At 55.1% G+C, this 25,453-nt stretch carries 23 protein-coding genes; 16 read left to right on the forward strand and 7 right to left on the reverse strand.

Annotated elements, in window-relative coordinates; translation table 11 throughout:
- Positions 1 to 300: 300 nt before the first annotated feature.
- On the forward strand, positions 301 to 1,569 hold the full coding sequence (rhlB, locus tag ABO_RS09885) for an ATP-dependent RNA helicase RhlB (protein WP_011589199.1): 1,269 nt from the start codon (positions 301 to 303) through the stop codon (positions 1,567 to 1,569).
- 2 nt (positions 1,570 to 1,571) lie between these two features.
- Positions 1,572 to 1,892 carry a thiosulfate sulfurtransferase GlpE gene (gene glpE / locus ABO_RS09890; protein WP_011589200.1) on the forward strand — a complete coding sequence of 107 codons (321 nt, stop codon included), beginning with the start codon at positions 1,572 to 1,574 and terminating at the stop codon, positions 1,890 to 1,892.
- 151 nt (positions 1,893 to 2,043) lie between these two features.
- On the opposite strand, the gene ABO_RS09895 is transcribed toward glpE, so the two are convergent.
- Positions 2,044 to 2,727 (reverse strand): OmpW/AlkL family protein, encoded by a 684-nt coding sequence (locus tag ABO_RS09895; protein ID WP_011589201.1) that lies wholly within the window; start codon positions 2,725 to 2,727, stop codon positions 2,044 to 2,046.
- Between the two features lie 616 nt (positions 2,728 to 3,343).
- Between ABO_RS09895 and ABO_RS09900 the strand changes: the two genes are divergently transcribed.
- Positions 3,344 to 4,345 carry a hypothetical protein gene (locus ABO_RS09900; RefSeq protein ID WP_011589202.1) on the forward strand — a complete coding sequence of 334 codons (1,002 nt, stop codon included), beginning with the start codon at positions 3,344 to 3,346 and terminating at the stop codon, positions 4,343 to 4,345.
- Between the two features lie 136 nt (positions 4,346 to 4,481).
- Here the strand turns inward: ABO_RS09900 and ABO_RS09905 are convergent, their stop codons facing one another.
- Positions 4,482 to 5,948 (reverse strand): PhoH family protein, encoded by a 1,467-nt coding sequence (locus ABO_RS09905; RefSeq protein ID WP_011589203.1) that lies wholly within the window; start codon positions 5,946 to 5,948, stop codon positions 4,482 to 4,484.
- A gap of 364 nt (positions 5,949 to 6,312) precedes the next feature.
- Here ABO_RS09905 and ABO_RS14285 point away from each other — a divergent pair, with 364 nt between their 5' ends.
- Positions 6,313 to 6,774 carry a methyltransferase family protein gene (locus ABO_RS14285; protein ID WP_232501268.1) on the forward strand — a complete coding sequence of 154 codons (462 nt, stop codon included), beginning with the start codon at positions 6,313 to 6,315 and terminating at the stop codon, positions 6,772 to 6,774.
- On the opposite strand, the gene ABO_RS09915 is transcribed toward ABO_RS14285, so the two are convergent.
- Positions 6,674 to 7,402, reverse strand: coding sequence for a YiiX/YebB-like N1pC/P60 family cysteine hydrolase (locus ABO_RS09915; RefSeq protein WP_011589206.1), 729 nt, complete (start codon positions 7,400 to 7,402; stop codon positions 6,674 to 6,676). The genes ABO_RS14285 and ABO_RS09915 overlap by 101 nt on opposite strands.
- Positions 7,403 to 7,681: 279 nt before the next feature.
- Here ABO_RS09915 and ABO_RS09920 point away from each other — a divergent pair, with 279 nt between their 5' ends.
- The 3 genes from ABO_RS09920 (at position 7,682) to ABO_RS09930 (ending at position 10,244) form a co-directional block, all read left to right on the forward strand.
- Positions 7,682 to 8,728 (forward strand): M14 family zinc carboxypeptidase, encoded by a 1,047-nt coding sequence (locus ABO_RS09920; RefSeq protein ID WP_011589207.1) that lies wholly within the window; start codon positions 7,682 to 7,684, stop codon positions 8,726 to 8,728.
- A gap of 105 nt (positions 8,729 to 8,833) precedes the next feature.
- Entirely contained in the window at positions 8,834 to 9,316 is a 483-nt protein-coding gene (locus tag ABO_RS09925) for a hypothetical protein (protein ID WP_011589208.1), read from the forward strand.
- Between the two features lie 214 nt (positions 9,317 to 9,530).
- Positions 9,531 to 10,244 (forward strand): TorF family putative porin, encoded by a 714-nt coding sequence (locus ABO_RS09930; protein ID WP_011589209.1) that lies wholly within the window; start codon positions 9,531 to 9,533, stop codon positions 10,242 to 10,244.
- Between the two features lie 191 nt (positions 10,245 to 10,435).
- On the opposite strand, the gene ABO_RS09935 is transcribed toward ABO_RS09930, so the two are convergent.
- The 3 genes from ABO_RS09935 to ABO_RS09945 all read right to left on the reverse strand — a co-directional run bounded on the left by ABO_RS09935 (position 10,436) and on the right by ABO_RS09945 (position 12,455).
- Entirely contained in the window at positions 10,436 to 11,383 is a 948-nt protein-coding gene (locus tag ABO_RS09935) for an endonuclease/exonuclease/phosphatase family protein (protein WP_011589210.1), read from the reverse strand.
- 66 nt (positions 11,384 to 11,449) lie between these two features.
- Positions 11,450 to 11,902, reverse strand: a complete 453-nt coding sequence (locus ABO_RS09940) for a copper chaperone PCu(A)C (protein WP_011589211.1) — start codon at positions 11,900 to 11,902, stop codon at positions 11,450 to 11,452.
- On the reverse strand, positions 11,883 to 12,455 hold the full coding sequence (locus ABO_RS09945) for an SCO family protein (protein WP_158299163.1): 573 nt from the start codon (positions 12,453 to 12,455) through the stop codon (positions 11,883 to 11,885). Before ABO_RS09945 ends, ABO_RS09940 begins: the two co-directional genes overlap by 20 nt.
- An 80-nt stretch (positions 12,456 to 12,535) precedes the next feature.
- Here ABO_RS09945 and miaB point away from each other — a divergent pair, with 80 nt between their 5' ends.
- The 5 genes from miaB (at position 12,536) to ABO_RS09970 (ending at position 18,224) form a co-directional block, all read left to right on the forward strand.
- Positions 12,536 to 13,873, forward strand: a complete 1,338-nt coding sequence (miaB, locus tag ABO_RS09950; protein WP_011589213.1) for a tRNA (N6-isopentenyl adenosine(37)-C2)-methylthiotransferase MiaB — start codon at positions 12,536 to 12,538, stop codon at positions 13,871 to 13,873.
- Between the two features lie 606 nt (positions 13,874 to 14,479).
- Positions 14,480 to 15,484, forward strand: coding sequence for a PhoH family protein (locus ABO_RS09955; RefSeq protein WP_011589214.1), 1,005 nt, complete (start codon positions 14,480 to 14,482; stop codon positions 15,482 to 15,484).
- On the forward strand, positions 15,456 to 15,983 hold the full coding sequence (ybeY, locus tag ABO_RS09960; RefSeq protein WP_011589215.1) for an rRNA maturation RNase YbeY: 528 nt from the start codon (positions 15,456 to 15,458) through the stop codon (positions 15,981 to 15,983). Before ABO_RS09955 ends, ybeY begins: the two co-directional genes overlap by 29 nt.
- Positions 15,983 to 16,870: an HlyC/CorC family transporter gene (locus tag ABO_RS09965; protein WP_011589216.1), complete on the forward strand. Its 888-nt coding sequence runs from the start codon at positions 15,983 to 15,985 to the stop codon at positions 16,868 to 16,870. Before ybeY ends, ABO_RS09965 begins: the two co-directional genes overlap by 1 nt.
- The gene (locus tag ABO_RS09970; RefSeq protein ID WP_011589217.1) at positions 16,836 to 18,224 is read left to right on the forward strand and encodes a rhomboid family intramembrane serine protease; all 1,389 of its coding nucleotides are present in this window, start codon (positions 16,836 to 16,838) and stop codon (positions 18,222 to 18,224) included. The genes ABO_RS09965 and ABO_RS09970 overlap by 35 nt, the downstream gene beginning before the upstream one ends.
- 77 nt (positions 18,225 to 18,301) lie before the next feature.
- On the opposite strand, the gene ABO_RS09975 is transcribed toward ABO_RS09970, so the two are convergent.
- Positions 18,302 to 19,678, reverse strand: a complete 1,377-nt coding sequence (locus tag ABO_RS09975; protein ID WP_011589218.1) for a B-box zinc finger protein — start codon at positions 19,676 to 19,678, stop codon at positions 18,302 to 18,304.
- Positions 19,679 to 19,981: 303 nt separating this feature from the next.
- On the opposite strand from ABO_RS09975, the gene lnt reads away from it, so the two are divergent.
- The 4 genes from lnt to ABO_RS09995 all read left to right on the forward strand — a co-directional run bounded on the left by lnt (position 19,982) and on the right by ABO_RS09995 (position 25,445).
- Positions 19,982 to 21,472 (forward strand): apolipoprotein N-acyltransferase, encoded by a 1,491-nt coding sequence (gene lnt, locus ABO_RS09980; RefSeq protein WP_011589219.1) that lies wholly within the window; start codon positions 19,982 to 19,984, stop codon positions 21,470 to 21,472.
- A gap of 81 nt (positions 21,473 to 21,553) precedes the next feature.
- The gene (locus ABO_RS09985) at positions 21,554 to 22,420 is read left to right on the forward strand and encodes an MBL fold metallo-hydrolase (RefSeq protein WP_011589220.1); all 867 of its coding nucleotides are present in this window, start codon (positions 21,554 to 21,556) and stop codon (positions 22,418 to 22,420) included.
- A 10-nt stretch (positions 22,421 to 22,430) separates the two neighbouring features.
- The gene (locus ABO_RS09990; RefSeq protein WP_035459551.1) at positions 22,431 to 23,660 is read left to right on the forward strand and encodes an NAD(P)/FAD-dependent oxidoreductase; all 1,230 of its coding nucleotides are present in this window, start codon (positions 22,431 to 22,433) and stop codon (positions 23,658 to 23,660) included.
- A 12-nt stretch (positions 23,661 to 23,672) separates the two neighbouring features.
- Complete coding sequence (locus tag ABO_RS09995) at positions 23,673 to 25,445, forward strand: SulP family inorganic anion transporter (protein ID WP_011589222.1); 1,773 nt, start codon at positions 23,673 to 23,675, stop codon at positions 25,443 to 25,445.
- Positions 25,446 to 25,453 lie beyond the last annotated feature (8 nt).

Below are 25,453 nucleotides of genomic sequence, written 5' to 3' on the forward strand. Positions count from 1 at the left end.
CAACACGCAATTATAAGGCACACCCCTGACAGGCCAACGCAAAGGGAATTGCCGCCATCGCGCCGACAATAATGAGTAAGCGATCAACTGGAACGGTTAAATCCATGAAAATGGCTAACAGTAACCCGACCCAAAACACTACAATAACGCAGTTAAGCAAGCCGGAAGCAAACATCCTCTGACAGCGCTGGCTATTTTTTCTACAATATGACATTTGGAGCCACCTCCGAAACCTTGCCAAACAGGGCCATAAAGGTGGCTACACTCGCAAACTCTCTCGCATTCAGACTGAGCGAATACATGCAAAAAGACAAAGCAAGCTCCTGGAGCCTGGAGCAATTTCAGGTTCCGGAAAAAGAAGGCGAACGCCGCTTTCACGACTTTGATCTGCATCTGGACCTGATGCACGGCATCGCCGATTCGGGCTTCCAGTACTGCACGCCTATTCAGGCTGAAGTCCTGGAACATACCCTCGCTGGCGCCGATGCCATCGGCCGGGCCCAAACGGGTACCGGCAAGACAGCCGCTTTCCTGATCACTGTAATAAACGATTTGCTCAAACATCCTATCGATGTCCAACGCTTTGCCGGTGAGCCTCGCGCCCTGATCGTGGCCCCCACCCGAGAACTGGCCATGCAGATTGAGAAGGACGCCAACATACTGACCAAGTACACCGACCTTCAAGTAATGAGTGTGGTGGGCGGCATGAACTTCAATCGGCAACAGGAACGGCTGCAAAACAAACTGATTGATATCTTAGTGGCCACCCCCGGTCGTCTTCTCGATTTCGCCAAACGCCGCGATCTGTGGCTGGACCGGGTCGAGTTTCTGGTGTTGGATGAAGCTGATCGCATGCTGGACATGGGCTTCATTCCCGACGTGAAACGCATTGTCGGCATGACGCCGAAAAGCCAGTATCGCCAAACTCAACTGTTCTCTGCCACATTCAATGACGATGTGATGAACCTCTCCCGCCGCTGGACGCAAGATGCTGAAATCGTGGAGATAGAGCCAACCCAAGTCACCACTGATACCGTAGAGCAAAAGGTCTACATCACTAATACAGACGACAAGTTCAAGCTGCTCTATAACCTCATTACCGGCATGAACATGGACAAGGTCATCGTATTTGCCAACCGTCGAGACATTACTCGCCGGGTGTGCGACCGGCTACAAAAGCGGGGGCTTAAAGTCTCCCTGATTTCCGGCGACGTCCCACAAACTCAACGAAGCAAAACACTGGAGCGCTTCCGAGCCGGCGACTTGCAAGTGCTTATTGCCACGGACGTGGCCGGCCGCGGCATCCACATTGATGGCGTCTCTCACGTAGTGAATTACAATCTGCCTGAAGATCCGGAAGACTATGTGCACCGCATTGGTCGTACCGGTCGCGCTGGTGCCAGCGGTATGTCGATCAGCTTCGCCTGTGAAGATGACGCCTTCCTGCTACCAGAGCTGGAAAACGCCATCGGCATGAAACTGGAATGCGAATACCCCCCCGCCGACCTGCTGGCGGAAAGGGAGAGGTCAGCCTCCGCGAAAGCGCCAGACGCAGAGAAAAAGGACTGACCATGGCAACGCGAATCAGCCCTACGCAGGGAAAAGCCCTATTTGATCAAGGTAACACTCTGTTCATCGACATCCGCGACCCGGCAAGTTTTGCTGCAGGGCACCTGCAAGGTGCCCTGCATTTAAGTCAGGCCAATGTGGATCAGTTTCTAGCCAACACCGCACAGGAACGGGCATTGGTGGTGTACTGCTACCATGGTAATAGTAGTCAAAGTACGTCGGACTGGTTGAGTGAGCAGGGTTTCAACAACGTGGTCAGCCTGGATGGGGGCTACGACGTATTCCGCCAGCAATTTCCGGAGTGCATAGAGGAAATAGCGTAGTTAAGCTCTTTAGAAACAATGCGTTGCATGCCCATAAAAAACTAAAAAGGAAGGCGGATATTATTCACTACACTCTCCGCCCTCCTTTACTACTTAATTTCCAACGCGTGGTTGCATCAATTAAACGTATTACATGCAACGCCAACCGCTTTTAGAAACGATAGCCCACACCGACCATATAAACCCAAGGGTCAATTTCCACATCGATTTTGTCCACCCGGACATCGTTCACGTACAGGCGTGCTTCGGTATCAATATCGATATTCCAGATGCTGACATTGAAGAGCCAGTTTTCATCAATGATGACATCCGCCCCGACTTCCCAAGCAAACCCGATTGAATTACTCAGCTTAACATCCACATCGGCGCCGCCCACCAATGGACTCACCACCGCGTCATCAATGCTGTCATCGAAAAATAACGTGTAGTTCACGCCAGCCCCAAGATAGCCGCGCACAGGACCTAGCTGAGGAGCATAAAACTGTGCCAGTAACGTAGGCGGCAAATGGCTAGTCTCACCAATCGAAACACCTGAGCCCCCCGTGTCTAAAATGATGTCATGGGTAAATGGTGTCGCCCCGACCAGCTCAACACCGATGTTATCTGTAACCATATAAGAGAATGTCAGGCCCAGCTGAGTATCGTCATCCACATCCACACCCACCCCGCCAACCGCAGGCAATGCGGGGTTGAAGCTATCGCTACTCACATCCGGATCAACCTTAATGCCACCCATTCGCACAATGAAGTCACCTGACTGGTGTGCCATGGCTGGCGCTGTCACCAACATTGTTGACAGCAGCAATACGTTTTTTCCCGGTCCTCGCAGTTTCATATTCATCCCCTTTGTTAAAACCAAGCCCTTTGTGAAATCCACAGTAATGATGGTTTACGATGGAGAGCCCATTGAACGCCACCTCCGACCTCACGACATTGCGCTGCATCAATAAACGACCAGGCTACTGATCAGGCTTTAACCAACTATTTCACCATAAATTGCCGGCGCCACTACGCCGTAGTGGCAGACTAACCGCCCCGGTAAAGACGTCTTTCGACGGGCAGGGGATAGATGTTTAACATTCGACATTAGGGGCAACAGACAAACACTGCATATATCTTGATTAATAAGCCGCTGACACTCTCGGCGCGCCCCCAAAATGCACCCTCTTGACCCAGAATCAGGGATAGATTGCGAGCCAGCCTGAAAAACCAAGCATACAATACGTTTTCAGAGGCGACTTTACGGCATTTCAGCTCAGCTCCTTACCTTTATTAGGTTAGCACTAGCGCCTCGGATAGCAGTCTCACCGGTTACATACAGGCTAGAATGAATACCGCACAATATAGTTACTGCTTCACCTCTATTGATAGATAGCAGACCGTTTATCTCCTGAATCCAGACTCGCCGATAACACCATTCTCCAGCATTCGAAAAAACGAGGTTTATCACCATGTCCTCCAGCGAACTGATTAGCGCCCTACGCGATGCTCACAAGGCTCACCTGCTTCAACAATTGCAAGCAACAGAGCACTGGCATGCCTTGATGGTGCAGACCAGCAATCTCCTTACGGATATCCCGCTCGGCACCCTAGTGGATCAAGACAGCCTGGTTCTGGTGGTCGATCAATGGTTGCAGGAAGCTCTCAGTGCCCGTGGCTTACAGGATGTCATTAGCGATGTCAGCCACGCGCTCTGGGAAGCCGCCGAACAGGATGACACCACCCTTGGCGAGCTACTTCGCGAAGAACATTTCGAAGCTATCCTTGAACAAATATTGAAACTGCAAAGCTTACGAGAGAGAGCCATCCATTCCGCCATGAACCACCCTTTAGTCAGCGAAATGGTTAGCGAAATGCTCTATACCGGCATCAAGAATTTTTTGCTGGAAGAAAATGCTCTAGCCAAACTGCCTGGCGTTAGCAGCGTAATGAAAATCGGTCGCAAGAGTATGGTCGGCAAAGCCATGGGAGGCATGGAAGAATCCATCCGCGTGTATCTGCAAAAGAATATTCGCGTCACCCTGAAAACCGGCGAACAATGGTTGAACAAGCAGCTCACCAACGAGCGTATTCAACAACTGGCCCGCGACGGCTACCTCCGTGTCTCACCACTTAAACCCGCTGATTACATGTCTATGGTTCCCAAAGGAACCGTAGACGAAGTAGTCGCCCAAAGCTGCGCCATTACGGATGAAAGCGCCCGCTTGGATTACACTCGCCGCCTCGTCAGTGTAGGCATCCGCGCCGCCGTAGCATCACTCATGGACAAGCCCCTGAAAAGTATTCTCGATGACATGCAGATCAGCGAAGAGCGTATCCGTGAGTTCACCACCCCGGCCCTGGCACGTGGCGCCACAGTGCTGATTGAGCAAGGAACACTGGAGCCGTTTATCGAGTGGGTTCTGGACGACTTTTATCAGTCAGAAGCGTGTAAAAAGATAATTGACGGTTGAACGCGTCGCAAAGCGGGATTGTTTTCATCTGCAGCACAAGAGGCCGCGCCTAAAGCTTAGGCGCGGCCTGTTTGTTTCTGAAGGGGCACAACACAACCGCGGAGGTTTTTAGCTATTCACTATCCACCGCCAACGATTACAAAAACGATTCTGCATATTCTGCCAACAGCGACCGCGGCACCCCGTTCAATTGCACCGACCCCCCATGCACGAAACGTTTAAAACGCTCAGTCATGTAAGTTAGCCCTGAGCTGGTGGGCGACAGGTAGGGCGTATCGATCTGCGCCAGATTGCCCAAACACACCACCTTCGAGCCCTCCCCCGCCCGGGTAATGATCGCTTTCATCTGATGAGGAGTCAGGTTCTGGCTTTCATCGATCAAGATCAGCGATTTCTGGAAACTTCGCCCACGAATATAATTCATCGCCTTAAACTGAATATTGGCGCGTTCCTTCACATACTGAATGCTGCCGGAAGGATTTTCATCGTTAAGATGCAGTGCCTCAATATTGTCATTGATAGCGCCCAGCCAAGGGTCCATTTTTTCCTCTTCCGTACCAGGAAGAAAACCTTGATCTTCCGCTAGCGGTGGAGTGGAACGGGTTGCAATAATTTTGTTGAAGCTTTTTTGCTCCACGGTCATTTCAATGGCTGCCGCCAGTGCCAGAATAGTTTTACCGGAGCCTGCCGCCCCGGTGAGCGTGACAATATGCACATCCGGATCCAGCAGCATTTGCAAGGCGATGGCCTGCTGAATGTTCATCGGCTTCAGGCCCCAGGCTTCTTGCTCCATCAGGCTATCCGCCTTGTAATGACAAAGCGTCACCACGCCATTTTCCACCGTCATCACCCGGCCGACAAAACCCTGTTCGTCGATGATGTACTGATTGGGGTACACCTCTTCGCCAAGAATTTCACTAACCAGTAAGCCATGCGACAAATGATGAAGGGTATCAATGCCCACCTGTTCGGTTTCCACCTCGGTAACCTGATCCCAAAATGAACCGGGCACTTCGAAATAGCCTCGCGTCAGTTGCTTAATGTCCGACACCAGTTGATCGTTGTGATAATCCTCTGACTCGATACCGCAGGCACGCGCTTTGAGGCGCATGTTGATGTCCTTGGTCACCAGAATATAGCGTCGGTCTGGAAACTGACTCTTCATGGCCACCACGTCATTGATGATGCGGTTGTCATTCAGATCATTGGTGAGCGGCGCGGTGACTTTGTTCCGCTCGGCCATCAAAACCGTCAATGTGCCTTGAGGCTCATTCTCGCCACCACGGGGTATGGGAATCCCTTCTTCCACTTGCTCGGGGCTAGCGCTGCCCAGCACCTTGTCGATCTGCCGAATGGCGGCACGACAATCCGCTGCCGTATGTGATTTTCCACTCTTTAGCTTATCCAGTTCCTCCAGCACCGTCATAGGAATCACCACCCGATGTTCCTCGAAATTGAGTAACGAGTTAGGGTCGTGAATCAATACATTGGTATCAATGACGTAGGTTTTTTTCTGGTCTTCTTCGAAGGTAGAACTGTCGTTCTGGCTAGCGCTTGCGTGGTTAACGGAAAGGGTGTGGAGTCTGGCCGCGCGCTCTTCCATGCGTATCCCCTGTGCTTCGATGGGGCGACATTTAGCGTGGACGTCAATTTCAAGAAGCGAGAGTGACGCCTGCGCCTGCCGCCGTGGTTTAAGCCAATTGGCGGTTCAGTTGCATTAAGCTGTTTCAGCTTTTGATCGCGATCACTCCCACAAAGGCGGGAATAGAATTACCATAACTCAGCTTTTCACAAACGATCAAGGGTCCTTTGCTCAATCTTTTTCACCTCCTTGCCTTCGTAGCGAATAACAACCCTTGGGCATTTGTCATCAGCCCCATACCCAGCCAAGTATTTTTCCGTGATTTAAACGCACCTGGCCGGATACAATCCAAGCTTGCACAACCAACGACATGACGGGAGATTTCATGCCACTTAAACACCCCAAAATAATGATGCCCCCCCCGGCGCTGTTTCTCGGTGGCCTGCTAATGGGATACGGGCTGGACCGTGCCCTGAACCTCCCTGCCGTGCATTTTCTTGGCCAGCAGTGGGTCATCCTGGTACTGGCACTGATTGGTATCAGTCTTGTTCTCGCTGCCGTAATACAACTGCGGCACGCTCATACCACCCTGATGCCACACCGAGCCGCTAAGACGCTGCTGACCCAAGGCGTGTTCGCACTCAGTCGTAATCCGATTTATCTGGGCTTTGCCTGTCTTCACCTGGCCATGGCGCTGGCTCAACACAGCACCGGCATGCTGATAATGTGGGCGCCTGTCATCTGGGTTATCCAGCAGCATGTGATTGCGGCGGAAGAAGCGTTCCATGCCCAACAGTTTGGTGAGCAGTGGCAGGCATATCGCCATAAAGTGCGGCGCTGGCTGTAAATGCCGCATCTCCCCCATCGAGCATGGCGGCTCCTGGAGTCTCAGATTTAATCCATTCCACCGGCCCCAACTTGCCATGCTGTAAACGCATGTGACGGGACCCGAAATGGCCGGGCACCAAAGTGCTGGGCCGGGTGTCCAGAGGCAACCAACCAAGGCGACGGTAAAGCTCTGCCACCAGCTCGGAACAAAACCAACCCCGCTGATCTGAACGCCGGGTATAGCCGGTGAGCACATCCAGCGCATTGCAAAACACATAGTTTTTGTAAGGGCGATGTAGAAGTCGGCGAGCCATACGGACCACCATTCGTTGCTGACGTTCCGTCAGGTCTGGGCCATGCCGGCGGCGCACCGCCACCGCTCCCGAGTAATCCTGGATTTTCCTGTGCAATGGCACCAGAGCCACCCCGGCGACTGGGTAGCCAAGGGTAACGTCTGGGCATTCACTGAGCGTAGTGGACTCCAATACCAACGGCTCTGGCTGGCCCGGCAGATGAAGCACCATGCCAATATGGCTCCAGGGACTGCGCGTAAAAACCCGAATCACATCACTGGTAAAGCCCCGGCCGGAAAAAAGCAGCAAATCCCCCGTACGGAGGGCAAAAGAAAAATCCAGAGATGGTGTCATTACAGACGCTCCCGGTTTTCTGGCTACCGTGAACGAGAAATTAAACAGATCAAATGACAGCCTTCTGACAGTGGCATCACGGTTTGGTGAAAGGGAGAAAAGAACCTCAAGCTTCCAGCTACAACACGGCTCACTTCTGTGTGGAGGCAGATAACGGAATTCCCCCGCGATTTATCGGGTCAGCGCCAAGCACACACGGGTGGGGCTTGCATCGTCACATATCTGTTATCTCCAACCTCTATTCTCAGCAACACCTTGTGCCTCTCTCTTACCCCTCCTATGGAAGACAAGCTCTACTTATTGCAACGCCACCTACCAGAGCTGCTGGAACTCAATGCATTAATACGCCACGGAGAGCGGCACCTTCGCGTCACCACAGTACACCACGTACCCATAGGCGAATTGTCCTTGCCGATACAGGTAATTGAACTAGGCAGCCGTTCGCCCAATGCGCCGGTAGTAGGGTTCTTTGGTGGCGTCCATGGAGTAGAAAGAATTGGCAGCCAGGTACTGCTGTCCTGGCTGCACAGCCTGATTCATCGCCTGCAATGGGATGACCAGCTACATCGCCGCCTAGAAAAAGTACGTTTGGTATTCATGCCGATGATTAATCCCGGCGGTATCTGGCGACGCACCCGCAGCAACCCCAACGGGGTAGATCTGATGCGCAACGCTCCAGTAGACGCCATGGGAAGGGTCCCTTTTTTAGTGGGCGGCCATCGCATCAGCCGCCATTTACCTTGGTATAGGGGAAAAGCCGGCGCTCCCATGGAGCTTGAGGCCCAGGCAGTCATCCGCACGGTACGCGAGAAACTGTTTTCCTCGCCGTTCTCCATGAGCCTGGATTGTCACAGCGGCTTTGGCCGCCGAGATCGAGTGTGGTGCTGTTACGCACGAAGCCACCGACCGATTCCACACATTGCTGAGGTCTACAAACTAAAGCAGGTCTTTGAACAAACTTACCCGAACCATCACCCCTACCTCATCGAGCCGCAGTCAATTAACTACACCACCCACGGAGACCTGTGGGATTACCTTTACGACGACGCTCAGGAACAGCAGCCGGACCGCACCTTCCTGCCATTCACACTAGAAATGGGCTCGTGGCTCTGGGTGCGTAAAAACCCACGCCAAATGCTGGATTTTTTCGGTTACTTCAATCCAATGATCAGCCATCGCCACCACCGGGTTCTACGCCAACACCTACCATTGTTCGAGTTCCTCACCGCTATGGCCAGTAATGCCGGCAATTGGCTGCCCTCTGCCAGTGAACGTAACCTCCTCACCCAAAAAGCCATTCAACACTGGTTTTTGGAAAACCACTGATTCCACCCGGAACTGGCCCTGCAATTGCATCGCCTTGTGCACAAGGTTGGGTCACGACGCGCTCTGCCTTACACTTGCCCTAACTCGACTTTCAGGAAACCAGGTATGAAACCTCTGCTTGTTCCGGCTATTGCTCTGCTTTTCACTGGGTGCCAGCACTTCAGTAGCTACCAACAACCCTACGGTGATAACACCGCCGAGATCACCTTTACCAGCAACGATACAGCAGCGCAGCCTGTTATCTGTGTCCCTGGCGAGGGATTCCAATCCACCGAGTTTTCCATTTCTCAACGGCCCATTGGCGGCGACAGCCTGAATGAGCTAATGGAGGCCATGAAAAAGAGCCCAGAAGTAACGACTAGCTTGGAAGCCTCTAAGCAAGCTCGGATTGGCATTCTCTACAACAAAAAAAGCACCAACAGCACCACGCGGGACCGCTGTCGAGTCGCTCTGCAATTCGAAGCGCTGGCGGGCGAACACTATCAGGCAAAATTTAGTTTCAGTCAGGGGCAATGCGGCCTATCACTAACCGATAGTCGTGGTCGCTCCGCGGACGCCGTACACGTCGACTGGGAATGCCCGTCATAAACACCCCAACTTGGTGCGCCGCACCATTGCGGTGCACCCTCTTCCTTGTTACTGGTACCCCACACCGCTCACCTCGCCCTAATTATACTCAAGCCACTGTTATATAAAGAAAAAACAAAACTGGCACGCTCTCTGCATTCTCTCTTTCGAGCCTGATAGGCGGTGCGCCACCCGCGCACATTTGAACAAATTAGACTTGTTAAGAGGGTTGCACATGAAAAACGTACTTGGTCTGAAGAAAACGCTCATTGCTTCCACTATTGCGGCAGCAAGCGTGGTGGCTCCGTCTATGGCAGCTGCAGAAATCAGTGGTAGTTTGGGGATTGCCAGCATGTACCTGTGGCGTGGTCAGGATGTGTCTGCCGGTACGGCTAACGTTTCCGGCAGCCTAGACTTCACCACCGACGCAGGCTTTTATGCAGGCACTTGGATTTCTTCTGCTGGTACAGCCGTAGCAGGGGGCACCACTTCTACTGAAACCGATTTCTACGTAGGTTTCGGTGGTGAAGCAGGCGGCCTTAGCTATGACCTGTCCTACATCACCTACGTTTACCCGGAATTCGATGTGGGCGCCGGGGAGCTGGGCGAAATTATTCTCGGCCTGGGTATGGGGGGCTTCAGTGCGACCCTATACAGCTATGCTGGCTGGGAGAAGAATATTTCTGATGGGGGTGATGGCTCTACCGATATGAGCTTTGGTGATGACAACTACGTTACCTTGGGCTACGACTACGAAGATTTTGGTATCTTAGTGGGCACCTGGATGTATGAAGCTGACGACAGTGACTACACCCACGTGGACTTGAGCTACTCTCCCATCGAAAACTTGACCTTTACCGTCTCCAAGGTTGTAGATAGCGATAAATTCTCCCCCGTTTCCGATGATCAAGACCCTCTGTTCGTCGTCGGCTACAGCTTCCCGCTATAAACGACAACGCTATTTGAGCGACTCCGGTCGCTCACGATTTTACGCCGCGGGGCTCCTCCCTAGGTCCTCGCAAACACGCAAGCAACCCTGCGGCGTTTTTTTAATTTACGTTTGATGATCAATGCCTGACGCGTAAAAGCAAAGCGGCCCCCACTGACTCAAACAATGCCCCATATTATTTCTTCTAGCGCCTAGCCTCCCGCTACAGGGTTTGTGAAATACACCACCAGTGCATCGTGATCTGATACAGGGCTCACTCCCTTCGAGCGGTACAGACTATCGTAGCGACCCGCATGACCGCGACTCACCGCCACCTGATTAACGAACGCTTTTAAAATAGGAGACACCCAAATATGATCCAGAGCCTGTGGCTGGCATCGATAACGAAAACTGTAGCGTGATTTTTTAGGCAATTCAGCCCAGGTATTCAGCAGCCCCGCCTGCTCAAAACGCCGGTAGCTGGCCGAAAATCGCCCCTGCCCCCAAGTGGTATTAAAATCACCAGCAACAATTAACGGGCTTCTCTGCGCAGCGACCCAATTAGCCAATAATGCCGCCTGAGTTTGCCGTTTTTCATACACCTGTGCTTTCTTTAAATTCTTCGCACTGCGCCAATGCACCACCACCAGCCGGGCCGCTAACGGTGCCTCAATATCGACCACCAAAGGCGGACGCGAATAAAGCGCATGGCCACGCAAGCGTTGGTCTGAAAAAAGGGTGCCAACCGAGCCAATATTTACCGGCGAACGATACATCACCGCCACATCCATACCGGAAGGATCATTACCTTCGCGTAACACTGAACGATACCGATAACCCAGTAATGCCAGCCGTTCTGCAAGCCGGTTCAATACAATCTGGTTCTCCACTTCCTGGAACGCAAGAACGTGCGGCGCGTTCAAGTCCACCACAATAAAGTCCGCTAGCGCATTCAATCTCGCTTCCAGCAACATGGCCGATACAGGGTCATCCAGCTTGCTATGCCTGTGCTCATCACGCAAACGCCACAGATTTAGGGTGGCCAGAGCCCATACCTGATCTGGCGCAGCAGGCACACCTCGGGCAGCAGCAAGCCGTGGACAATCTGCCGTAGCCACCAGCGGAATAACGATGAGTATAATCAGGATTAACAGACGCATATTTATAGTGTATGCGCGCTATCCATTGCGCAGAAGAGGCGCAAACGCAAGTTTGTGTAGGCTCGTTTAAACCTCGGGAGCCTCACGCAACACCGGCAGGTTGGCGCAGATCTCATCCCCTTCCTCCGGCATCAGACAAACCGTGACCGATTCCCCAGGCTGGGGCACTCGCCGAAGTTTCATTAGCATCAAATGGTCGCCGCCCGGTGATAACGAGAAAGATTCCCCCGGTTCCAACATGATGTGGTGCAAATGCCCCATTTTACGAGTGCCATCCTTCAGGGTTTTCATGCTATGCAGCATGGTGTGACCCGCGACTTCACTGCTGGCACCAATGATTTTTACGCTGAACGCGCCGTTATTCGTCACGGTTAGGTAGCCGGCCATGGTCGGCGATACCGGTGGCACAGCCCTCAGCCACCCCTCTGAAATACTCACATCGGCATGGACGATGCCAGAGCACAGAAATGCTGCTAGGGCAGCCCCCTGGCACGTTTTTTTATAAAAGTGATTCAACATCCGTTACCACCTCGTCAATCTTGAAATCCGCCGGGTACAGTTTGCGCACACGCGCCTGTTCATCCAGCAGGTATATGTAGTCGCTGTGGGTAAACAGGTAGCCCTGCTCCCCGGCTTCTTGGTCCTTGATGAAGACCACCCCATACTGCTTGGCAACCTCGCGAATCTGTTCCAGGCTACCGGTCAGGCCAATCATATCTGCCTTGAACCAGGGTAGATATTCCTTCAGATGAGCCACTGTATCGCGCTCAGGATCAAAAGTAATAAACACCGGCTGAACCTGATCAGCTACCCCGTCCTCTTCCAGATGGCGATAAACTTGGGCCACTTGGGCAAGCACCGCCGGGCAAATATCCGGGCAATGGGTGTAACCAAAAAAGAGAATCGACACTTTACCCTTCAACTTTTCTGCCTGAAAAGGCGCACCATTCTGGTCTGTCAGGGTGAAATCACCGCCCAAACGAGTATTCACCGGTAGATCGCTTTCCTGCTTGCCACAGCCAGCCAACATCAACGCTACCAGTAATGGCAGCACATACAGCAGTTTTCCCATGATTCCTCCGGTTCGCAGTTTGCCGCAGTCAGCGCTATAATCCGCGCCCATTTTCACTCTATTTGACGGTTAGGCAACCCATGGCACGTAAGCTGTTTATCCAGACCCACGGCTGCCAGATGAACGAGTATGACTCCACTCGTATGGTGGACCTGCTCGAATCCAGCCACGGCCTGGAGCCCACCGACAATCCCGAAGAGGCGGATGTGCTGCTTCTCAACACCTGCTCTATCCGGGAAAAAGCCCAGGAAAAGGTCTTCCACCAACTCGGTCGCTGGAAAAAACTGAAAGACGCCAAGCCCGATATGATTATCGGCGTGGGCGGCTGTGTGGCCAGCCAAGAGGGCGACGCTATCCGCGACCGCGCCCCCTATGTGGACGTAGTCTTTGGCCCGCAAACACTGCATCGCCTGCCCGGCCTCATTACTCAGGCCGCCAGCACCCGTGAGCTGGCCATCGATGTAACCTTCCCGGAAATTGAAAAGTTCGACAACCTTCCAGAACCCAGTGTAGACGGCCCCTCCGCCTTTGTATCCATAATGGAGGGCTGCTCCAAATATTGCACCTTCTGCGTAGTGCCCTATACCCGCGGTGAAGAAGTCAGCCGTCCGGTGCAACCCGTCCTCAAAGAAATCCAGCACCTGGCCGACATGGGCGTTCGCGAGGTTAACTTGTTAGGCCAAAACGTGAACGCCTACCAAGGCGTGGGGGCCGACGGCGATACACTGGATCTGGCAGACCTGATCCGACTAATCCGGGATATCGACGGTATTGACCGCATTCGCTACACCACCAGCCACCCAGTGGAATTCTCTGAAGCGCTGATTCAAGTGTACGAAGACGTGCCCGAGCTGGTCAGCCACCTGCATCTGCCGGTGCAATCTGGCTCCGACCGTATCCTGGCGATGATGAAACGCAACCACATGGTGCTGGAATACAAGAGCAAGCTGCGCAAGCTCAAACGCATCCGTCCGGATATTTCCTTTAGCTCGGATTTCATCATCGGCTTTCCCGGCGAAACAGACCGGGATTTCGAAGACACTATGAACCTGATCCATGACATCGGCTTCGACATGTCATTCAGCTTTATCTACAGCGCCCGCCCAGGCACGCCCGCAGCGGACCTGCCCGACGATGTGGATATGGAAGTAAAGAAGCAGCGCTTGGCCATTCTCCAGCAACGCATCAACCAGAATGTCCAGGATATCTCCCGCAAAATGGTGGGCAGTACCCAGCGCATTCTTGTAGACGGCTTCTCCAAGAAGGACCCCGGCCAGCTAAAAGGGCGCACCGAGAACAACCGAGTAGTTAACTTCCAGTGTGATGACACCGACCTAATTGGTAAATTCGTAGATGTGACCATTGCAAAGGCTTACAGCAATTCATTGCTAGGGACTGATCCGCGCAACCCGAGTTAATCCCCGGCCTTGCGCACTCATCCCATTATTTCTCTTCATTCCAACAAAGCAGTTTTTAATGGATGCTCATATAGACTAGAGCCTTGTTCGTGCAACCCAGCGTCGATTACAAATTGTGGAGCAAACCATTCATATAAGGGCTTCCATCCTGCTGGTGGCTGATTAGTGCCCAAAACCCTGCTGAGCAGCTCCGGCCATATCGCCTGTGAGCTGCTGCTTACTACCGTGAATGCGAAACGCTATCTAGGCTCTACTAACATTCTAGACAGGGTTGATCAGCCGCCTGCTCACGCTGAACGCACTCATCTGGGCAACAGGCGTGATAGAAGTAGGATTGGCTCGGAGCCTATAGCAGACTCTGGTTACACAACCGACGGATATGGTGTTTATCCCATTCGCACCAGCATAGGCCGTCACTTTCAGCGGCAACCTAGGATCGCGGGTCACACCAGCCTGATACGGTAGACTGTCAGACACGGCTCCAATCCTCCTTGCAGCCAACGATAGCGACGGCTACGCTGCCCTTTCAAATTCGCTTTCCCGAAACAACGCTTCCGGGTATTCTGAAACTCTCCCATAACAGCCCCAAAGGCCATCTTTTCCATCTTGGACACACCACTCGTTTCACAACATATCAGCCTCGAACCTAACGACGCCCATCGCTTGGCCAGTCTCTGTGGCCGTCTGGATGAGCACATTAAGCAGATTACCCAGCGCTTGCAGGTAGAGATCCATAACCGCGGCAACCAGTTTTATCTGTCCGGGGAGTCCGCCTCCGTGGAAGCCGCAAAGAGCATTCTTAACGAACTCTACGATCAGACCCGCGACGGCACCGAGCTGACCCCAGAAATCGTGCACCTGCATCTTCAGCAATCCAACGTGGCGGATCATGCCGGCAATAACATTGCCGATAACCCCGAGCCTTCACCCAGCGACGACATGCTGATCCGTACCAAGCGGGTACGCATCAAGCCCCGAGGCGCGCACCAGCGAGAGTACGTGCAACAGATACACAAGCACGACATCAACTTTGGTGTGGGTCCTGCGGGCACGGGTAAAACCTGGCTGGCCGTGGCGTGCGCAGTGGATGCCCTTGAAAAAGCCGAGGTGCAACGTATTCTGCTGGTTCGGCCAGCGGTAGAGGCCGGGGAAAAGCTGGGGTTCTTACCCGGCGACCTAGCGGAAAAAATCGACCCTTATTTGAGACCGCTATACGATGCACTCTACGAAATGATCGGCTTCGAAAAGGTGGCTAAACTGATGGACAGAATGGTCATCGAAGTAGCGCCACTTGCCTATATGCGCGGGCGCACACTGAACAACAGTTTTGTGATTCTAGATGAAGCTCAGAACACCACTCCAGAACAGATGAAAATGTTCCTCACCCGAATCGGCTTTGGTACTCGCGCGGTGATCACCGGCGACGTCACCCAAGTGGATTTGCCCCGCCATCAACGTTCTGGTCTGGTCAACACACTAGAAGTGTTGGAAGGGGTAAAAGGGATTGGGGTAACCCGCTTCGATAGCCGCGACGTGGTTCGCCACCCGCTGGTTCAACGCATTGTAGAGGCCTACGACCGTCATGAACGGGATACCGACACCCACCGTTGATATCCAGTGGGCCAGCGACGCCCCGGACGCCCCCGATGAAACCCACTTATGTGAATGGGTACGCCATGCGGCCATTGCTGCCGGTGGTGTGGTGGGCGACATCACCCTGCGCATCGTGGATGAAGAGGAAATTCGTACTCTGAACCGCGATTACCGTGACAAGGATGCTCCCACCAATGTGTTGTCGTTCCCTTTTGAAATGCCCGAAGGGCTGCCGGAAGGCGCCATGGACCCACTGGTGGGCGACATTATTATCTGCGCCGCCGTAGTGCGCCGCGAAGCCAACGAACAGCACAAACCCCTGGTCGCCCACTGGGCGCACATGGTCACCCACGGTGTTCTACACCTGCTGGGTTATGACCATATAGACGATGACGACGCAATCGTCATGGAGACTCTGGAAATCCGTGCCCTTGGCGAGTTGGGTTTTCCTGATCCTTACAGCCCTGCGCAACAAGAAAGCCAGGCACAACCTGAAAATACGGAGCTTAACCCCTGATGTCGGACGATTTTTCGGATAACGGTACCAGCCGAAGTTGGTTGGAGCGTGTCGGCCAGTTTTTCTCACCCACCCCGGGTGACCGCAACGAACTACTGGAACTGATGCGCTCCATGCGCGACACCCACATCATCGACGGCGACACCCTAGGGATCATCGAAGGCGCCATCTGCGTGGCAGACATGCAGGTTCGCGAAATCATGATCCCCCGTTCGCAAATGGTCAGCATCAAGGCCAGCTCCGACCCACGAGGTTTTCTGCCCACCATTATTGACTGCGCACACTCTCGCTTCCCGGTGCTCGGTGACGACCCGGACGAAGTGATCGGCATCCTCCTTGCCAAGGATCTTTTACCGTTGATCCTTGATCCCGCCCGTATGGAACGTTTTGCGATCAAGGATCACATTCGTTCGGCTATGGTGGTGCCTGAGTCAAAGCGTCTGGATTCTCTGCTGCGCGAATTCCGTATCAGCCGCAATCACATGGCCATCGTCGTTAACGAATACGGTGGCGTCGCCGGGCTGGTTACCATTGAAGACGTATTGGAACAGATCGTCGGCGAAATCGAAGACGAACACGACATCGAAGAAGATGACTACCTGATCAAGGATCTGGATAAAAACGAATATACCGTCAAGGCCCTGACTCCCATCGACGACTTCAACGAACACTTTCATTGCCAGTTCAGCAATGAAGAGTTCGACACCATCGGGGGATTGGTAATGCAGAAGTTCGGCCGCCTACCAGGCCGCGATGAAAGTATCACTCTGGATGGCTTCCGCGTCACCGTGCTCAGTGCCGACGGCCGCACAATAAGACTGCTACGGGTAACACCGCCGGGGGATAACGATAATGACGACACCAACCACGGCGCAGACAACGGCTGACCCAACCGCGCCTGCCTGGCGCAACGGCCCCTGGGTAATGGCCTTAGTGGCCATTGCCCTGATCGCCGGCCAACTCTTCAACAACGCGAACACCCCCCAACCGGTTTTAAACTGGTACTCAAGCAGCGGCCTGAAAAACCTGGAATGGAACAACTACCTTTCCTGGCTCCGCTTCAATAATCAAAGCGCTCTGTCGCAACAATTGGAAGCGCGCGCGGCCATGGACCCACACGCCTACAGCGCCGCCCTGTTCGCCGATGATTTTGTCGCAGACAGCCAGCGCCGCGCCCATGATTTCTGGTCGCCCGCTGAAACGGAGCAATGGAAGCGCCTGCGCGAGCAAATTCCCGCACAGGTTGCCACCAGCAACCTGTACCGCTGGGGTTTGCCCAACTCTTCGCCACGCCCCGCCCGTTTCTTTACCGCCCCTTTCACCGGAGGCTCACTCTGGCTAACCCTGGCCGCGGTGCTTCTGCTGGCGCCACTGGCCTCCACTCTGGAGCGTCGGCTCGGCCACGGCCGGGTGCTCGCACTATGGATCCTCGGCTGCCTGGTCAGTGGCGTCGGCTACCTGCTGCTAGCCAGCCCCGGGCAAGTTCCTTTCCACGGCCCCGCAGCGCCTTTGCTGATTTGGTTCGGCGCGTTCTTTGGCCTGCAGCATAGCCCCCTGCAACTCCCCATTTGGCACCCCAAACATAAACAATGGCAACGCCGGCCCGTTTCCCCCTACACCCTGCTGCCCTTGCCCATAGCCGTCATGGCCGCTGTAGCGCTGTTCAGCACACCACTTTTAGCTAATCTCAGTGCCGGCATTGCCGCTTTTATCGCAGGCCTACTGTTAGTGCAGATCATGCAGCCACAGCCCATCGAGCCAGAACAGCATGACAACAGCCCCATGGACCCGCAGCAACTGTCCTCACTCACTCGCGGTTGGGATGCACTGGGGCAATTAGACGGCGATGCCGCCCATGCGGCCTTCGCACAGGTTCTTACCCGCGAACCGGACCATTTCGACGCGCTCACCGGGCAATTCACCGCGCAGCAATTACTCAACGATAACGCCTCCTGGGAGAGCACCGCCCAGCAACTATTCTGTTCTCCTGCAACGGAAAAAGGACAAGCCACTCAGGTGGCGCGTTGTTGGCAGCAGTACCAGCAACGCAGCGGCGCACCGTTGTCGGCCGCAGTTGGCTGGACGCTACTGAAAACCTTAACCCGGGCCGAGGAATTTCAACCAGCAGAGAAATTGGCACGGCAACTGGATGACCATTCGCTCAAGGCAGACGCCATCGCCCAACTGCGGGCCAGACTGATTCAAGAAGGATTAACACACCGGGCAAAAACGCTGGCGTGACGACTTAACACCTGGCGCCTCTTGCCCAACACTCGACACTCGACACTCGACACCTTTGGAAATCGGAAACACACCCGTCACCCCCAGGCTAGCCGACAGTCCGCAACCTTCTGGCGTAACCGAACATCACGGCAGTGGCTTTCCACATAACGCAGATATTGTTCAGCCTTGCCACTCAGGCCAAACGCCTCCGCCAGCACCTTGGCCAGCAACAGGTAAGCTTCACCAAGGTCGGCAAACTCAGGGTATTTCTGGTGGAGCTCCTTGAGTAAGGCAACCGCCAGCTTAGGGTCACGGGGATAAACGCCCTCAGCCAACGCCAACCGTAGCGCCGGCGCAGTGGGCAACCACTGTGAATCACGGTGGCGTTGCCGAGCAACCAGTTCCAGAGCAACACTCCAGGCCTGAGCGCCAACCAAACAATTTAGATAAGATTCTGCCAGGGCAATTCGTTCATCCTCCTTACCCAGCACCGCCAACAACCGATCATGATGCTGCCAATCCACCACCGTGGCTTTCTTGGTTTTGATGATTTTTGAGGTAGTCAGCAACACCTTATCGAACCGACCAGCACACAATTGAGCGCGCTGCCGACGCTCAGCCAATGGCAGAGTGACACGCCGCCCCCCCTGATTCAGGCCCCACAGCCGGCCGTGCCGGGCCGCAATATCGCCACACATTTCCGCCAAAACCAACCACCACCAAGCCGCCAGCAAACCGGCTACCCCCTGTACCAAAGGCAACGGCAATACATCCACGGCCACCCCCACCAGCGCCACTACCGACACACAGCCCAACGAAGCAAACCCCGCTGCCACGGCGTAATCCCGAGGGGCAGACACGATATAGTTGCCCACCGCCGCATAGGCGCCGGGCTCTGCACCTTGCACCAACACCGCCAGCCACAGGGCAGGCACCAGCAGCATGCCAATCACCGCGACCAACAAACCCACCGGCACCGATACCGCCACCATCAAAAGTGCGGCAAGGCCAATCACCAGCGATGCGGGCAAGGCCTGCCACAGGGCACTTTTCCAGGAAGCGCTCTCTGCAAGACAATCCCAACCGGGAAAGGCCGCCTTGCGGCTTTTGCGAGGGCCAGCGCGCAACGTCATCAACGCCGCTGAAAAAACGAAAGTGGGCAACCCCGCCACCAATGCCACCGGTACCATTGCCCATAGCGGGGGCAACAACGTGGCTAGCACCGGCCAAATGGCCAACAGCGGCAGCAGCGGTAACGAGAACGGCAGGCGCAGATAACGGCCAAGACGCTGCCACAACGGCCCCACCTGGCTCTGTACCGCCGGCAACAGATCATGGTTGCACAGTAAGCAACGAGCCTCCATGCGGTGGTCCTCATCCCCATCCACACATTGCTGACACAGATACAATCCATCATGGGCGCAATACCACAGCGCCTCCGTTCCCGGATGGTACTTGCATGGGTGTTTCACTATGATGCCCCCAGACTTGTCATCCCGGCTTAGGGGGCAGGGTCGAGTTGAATGTTCAAAGTGCAAACGCGCAGGAGATTCCTCCCCATGACCGGTAGCCTAGCCGCTAATCGTTCGAGGTGATCCGCAGCGCAGACCGATTTCGGCTGACAACAAGCGCGAAGTCGTGTTTTAACTTTGAGCTTTCAACTTTGCCCCCGCCGGTTTAAAAGCATATTTTTCTGCTACTTTATTCGTATTATTGCATTGACTCTAGTCCAAACTGCCAGGCGGCCTGCTCGCCAGTACGAAACGAGGATATCCATGCGTGATCGTCTGCTGGCTCTGATTGCCGGCCTGCTCTTCCCCCTAGCTTTTGCCCCCTATGATCTCTGGCCTCTGTTGTTTGTCAGCATCGGGCTGGGCTACTGGTGCCAGCAGCAGGCGAGCTCTGCCCGCGAAGCATTACTACGTGGCTGGCTGTACGGGCTGGGCATGTTCGCTTTCGGTATTTCCTGGGTGCATGTTTCCATGCACGACTACGGCTTCATGCCGCTGTGGATGGCGATTCCGTTCACCGGGCTATTTGCGGCTTTCCTGGCCTTGTTTTACGGCCTCACTTTTTACGCCAGCTGGCGGCTGGGACGTTCGGCTCTGGCCTTTGCCGGTATCTGGTTACTGCTGGACTGGCTGCGTGGCGTACTCCTGACCGGTTTCCCCTGGCTATATGCTGGCTACGCCCTGATCGACTCCCCTTTCGCCACTTTGGCCCCCATAGGCGGAGTCTGGCTGTTGACCCTTAGCGCGGTGTTGATCAGCGCCTGTTTGATTCGCCTGACTAACTGGCGCAGAGGCGGGTACGCCGGGCTGGTCGCATCCAGCGCCCTGCTGATTCTCACTGCGGCCTCTCACACTCTCACCTTCACCCAACCCAGCGGGTCTGCCCAGAAAGTTGCGCTGGTACAGGGCAATATCCCCCAGGACCTCAAATGGCAGCTATCCATGCGAGAACGAACCCAGCAGATCTATCAAGACCTGACACGGGATATTCCCGCCGACACCCTGGTAGTTTGGCCAGAATCAGCGCTCACTAATTTTTACCAAAACGTATCCGAATTCGTAGAACAAGAAGGACAAAAAATCGCCGAACGTAACGGCGGTTTCATCACCGGGGTTCCCTGGCGTACGGTCAGCAATAGTGGCGTGACCTACCACAACAGCATTGCCTCCATCCCGCTTGATCCCGGCGATGGCCGCCAACGGGTTTACCACAAACAAAAACTGGTCCCGTTTGGCGAATACGTGCCCATGCAATCGCTTATACGCGGGCTAATTCCATTTTTCGATTTACCCATGTCTGGCTTTACCCCCGGAAAATCCAGCCAACCCAATCTGACGGCGCTGGGGCACAGCATCGCCCCGTTTATCTGCTATGAAATTCTCTATCCGGAACTGGTGGCCGACCGCAGCCACGACGCCGATGTGCTGCTGACCATCAGCAACGATGCCTGGTTCGGCACCTCTGCCGGCCCCTTGCAGCATTTTCAGATGGCCCGTATGCGTGCCCTGGAAACCGGCCGATGGTTGCTACGCGGCACCAATAATGGGGTCACCGCAGTGATCAACGAGCACGGCAAGGTAGTGGATGCCCTGCCACAATTCGAGCGCGACGTGCTGCTCAGCCAGTACCAGCCCCGCCAGGGCACCACTCCATTCATGGCCACGGGGGTATGGCCCTGGCTACTGCTGGCCTGCCTAATAGTGTGGGCAGGGTGGCGGGGCCGAATCAGGACATCGCCCAATATTCCATTATGATATATGCTTATTCCTTAATTTGACTTTGTTCTCCGGCCAGCCTATAACAGTGGCATTGTCGCATCCTAACGGGAGAGCACCATGTCACGCCCTGAAGTCAAAGCGTTCTTTGACCACGACACTAATACAATCAGCTATGTCGTTACCGACCCGCAAAGCCGCCACTGCGCCATCGTAGACTCTGTACTGGATTACGACCCCAGCGCGGGTCGCACCCGACACACCAGTGCCGAGCAAATCGTTAACTACGTGAAACAAGAAAGTCTCACCGTGGATTGGCTGCTGGAAACCCACGTCCATGCTGACCACCTTTCCGCCGCACCTTGGATTCAACAACAGGTAGGTGGCCAGCTGGCCATTGGCGAGCACATCAGCACCGTGCAGGAAACCTTTAGCAAGATCTTTAACGCCGGCACCGAGTTTGCCCGCGACGGTAGTCAGTTCGATCATCTGTTCAAGGATGGTGAGACTTACAAAGTAGGGAATCTGCAGGCTCGAGCCATTCACACGCCTGGGCACACCCCGGCTTGCATGAGCCACGTGATCGGCGATTCGGTCTTCGTCGGGGACACCTTGTTCATGCCAGACTACGGCACCGCCCGCTGCGATTTTCCCGGTGGAGATGCTCGCACTCTATACCATTCCATTCAGAAGTTACTCGCTCTGCCGGACGAAACCCGCATGTTTCTGTGCCACGACTACCTACCAGAGAACCGCGAAGAATTCGTTTGGGAAACCACCGTGGGTGATCAGCGCAAACACAACATTCATGTTCATGAAGGCGTCAGCGAAGAAGAGTTCGTCACCATGCGAGAAACCCGCGATGCCTCCCTGGACATGCCGCGCCTAATCCTGCCATCGGTGCAGATCAACATGCGCGCCGGGCACCTTCCTCCCGAGGAAGACAATGGCATCAGCTACCTGAAAATCCCCCTGAACGCACTCTAAGAGAATGCCCATGCCAGTTGATGACTCTGTCTGGGATGTGGTGATTGTGGGCGGCGGCGCTGCCGGCCTCGCGGCGGCGGCCAGCCTGCTCAAACGCAAGCCCTCCCTATCGATAGCGATCGTAGAACCCAGCGATCGCCACTATTATCAACCCGCCTGGACCCTGGTGGGCGGCGGCTGCTTCAACCCCGCAGATACCTGCCGCTCCACCGCTTCGCTAATACCGGCCAATGCCAAATGGATTCGCAGCGAGGTGACGGGCTTCCTGCCGCAGCAGAACCAAGTCATTGTGGAAAATCACCAGCATCTGAGCTATCGCAGCTTAGTGGTGGCCCCCGGCCTAGAACTGAACTGGGGAGCCATTGCCGGTCTTGAAGAGACCTTGGGCAAGAATGGCGTGACCAGTAACTACCACTACGATCTCGCGCCCTACACCTGGGAATGCGTGCAATTGCTCAAGCAAGGCCGCGCCCTGTTTACTCAGCCGGCCATGCCCATAAAGTGCGCCGGCGCCCCACAGAAGGCCATGTACCTGTCCTGCCATCACTGGGAGAAACAGGGCTACCTAGGCGACATTGACGTGCAGTTTCACAATGCTGGGGGCGTACTGTTCGGCGTTTCCAAGTTTGTGCCTCCGCTGATGGAATACGTAAAGCGCTACGGCGCCAACCTGAATTTCACCAGCACCCTGATTGCCGTAGAGGGCCCAACGAAGACCGCCACCTTCCGCGACACCGCTGAAGATGGCAGCACCATTGAGCGTACCGAATGCTTCGACATGCTTCATGTGGTGCCGCCACAACGCGCCCCGGAATTCATCCGCGACAGCGAGCTTGCCAATGAAAGCGGCTGGGTCGCCGTCGATGAAGCCACCCTGCAACACCCCCACTATGGCAATGTATTCAGCCTCGGGGATGTGTGTGGCGCCAGCAATGCCAAAACCGCTGCCGCGGTGCGTAAGCAGGCGCCCGTGGTAGCAGAAAACCTGCTCGCCCACCTCGCCGACCGCCCCATGCCCGCCCGCTACACCGGATACGGCGCCTGTCCGCTCACCGTGGAACAGGGCAAGGTGGTAATGGCCGAGTTCGGCTATGGCGGCAAACTGCAACCCACCTTCCCACTCAAACCCGCGGTGGCTCGCACCAGCATGTGGTGGCTCAAGCGCTACGCCATGCCGCGCATCTATTTCTCCATGATGCTGAAAGGGCACGAATGGCTGGCAAAACCAGGAAAACCATAAGGCACTAAGGCGATGAGACTTCCTGGCTGGCTCGCAGCATCACAATGGCTCCCACTCTATAACCGGCAGACTGCCGCTCAGGATGGGGTTGCCGCAGTTGTCGTCACCATCATGCTGATTCCGCAGAGTTTGGCCTACGCCATGCTCGCCGGCCTTCCCCCGCAAGTGGGACTCTACGCCAGCATCCTGCCGCTAGTGGCTTACGCCCTGTTTGGCTCCAGCCGCACCCTAGCCGTTGGCCCGGTGGCTGTGGCTTCGCTGATGACCGCCGCCGCCGCCAGTGAAATTGCCGCCGCCGGCACCCCTGAATACATCGCCTCAACCATCATTCTGGCCGCCCTGTCCGGTGCTATCCTGATACTCATGGCCCTGTTCAAACTGGGCTGGATCGCCAACCTGTTGTCGCACCCGGTGGTGAGTGGTTTCATCACCGCCTCCGGAATTCTGATCGCCGCGAGCCAACTTAAACACCTGCTTGGTGTCCCGCTCAGCGGCCGCAACCTTTATGAACTGGGTGCGTCTCTCTATCACCACCTGCCCGACATTCATCTACCCACCCTCATTCTTGGCGGCACAGCCACGGTCTTCCTGTTCTGGGTGCGCAGGTCTTTCAAGCCGCTGCTGCTGAAAATGGGGCTAACGCCCTTCTGGGCAGATCTAATCAGCAAGGCCGGGCCCGTGTTGGCAGTACTGGCCACCACCCTGCTTGCTGCCAGCCTGCGTCTCGACCAGCAAGGTGTCGACATCGTCGGTGACATACCCAGCGGTCTGCCCGGTTTCATCATGCCCGCCATGGACACAGAACTCTGGCGGCAACTTCTAGTGCCTGCACTACTGATAAGCCTGATCGGGTTTGTGGAATCCATTTCCGTGGCCCAGACCTTGGCGGCCAAGCGGCGCCAGCGTATCAATCCAGACCAGGAACTGATGGGGCTAGGAACGGCCAACTTGGCCAGCGCCTTCAGCGGCGGCTTCCCGGTGACTGGGGGGTTTTCCCGCTCTGTGGTCAACTTTGATGCCGGAGCCCAAACCCCCATGGCCGGGGTCTTCACCGCTGTAGGCATCGCCTTAACCGCGCTATTGCTTACCGGTCTGTTCGTCTTCCTGCCCAAGGCCACTTTGGCCGCCACCATTGTGGTGGCGGTACTCTCACTGGTTGACCTGGCCACCCTGAAGCACACTTGGCATTTTTCCCGGCTGGATTTCACCGCCATGATAATCACCATTGTCGGCGTGCTGGGCTGGGGTGTGGAAGCCGGGGTCATGGCCGGGGTGATCAGTTCCCTAGCGCTGTATCTATGGCGCACCAACCAACCCCATGTGGCCGAGATTGGTCTTGTTCCTGGCACCGAGCATTTCCGCAATGTGCAACGACACGCCGTTAAGGTGTCACCGCGAATTATGAGTATGCGCATCGATGAGTCCCTGTACTTCGCCAACATCCGCCGCCTGGAAGACCAGATCTACGATGCGGCCCTGCAACGGCCACAAACCGAACATGTGGTTCTGATGGGCACCGCCATCAACCATCTTGATGCCAGCGCCATCGATGGCCTGCTCAGTCTCAACCGCAGGCTGGCCGACGCAGGCATCACGCTTCACTTCTCGGAGATCAAGGGACCCGTAATGGATCAGTTCAAGCGGGCGGCGTTACCCGAACAGCTTAGCGGCAAGATCTACCTGACCCATTATCAGGCCATGCAGGATCTGGCACCGGAATGTATAAAACAACAGGACCGCCAAGACGAAGAAGACTTGCAGCCCCCACATACCCCGGTAAGCTGACAGCAAAT

The sequence above is a fragment of the Alcanivorax borkumensis SK2 genome (assembly GCF_000009365.1).
Lineage (GTDB): Bacteria > Pseudomonadota > Gammaproteobacteria > Pseudomonadales > Alcanivoracaceae > Alcanivorax > Alcanivorax borkumensis.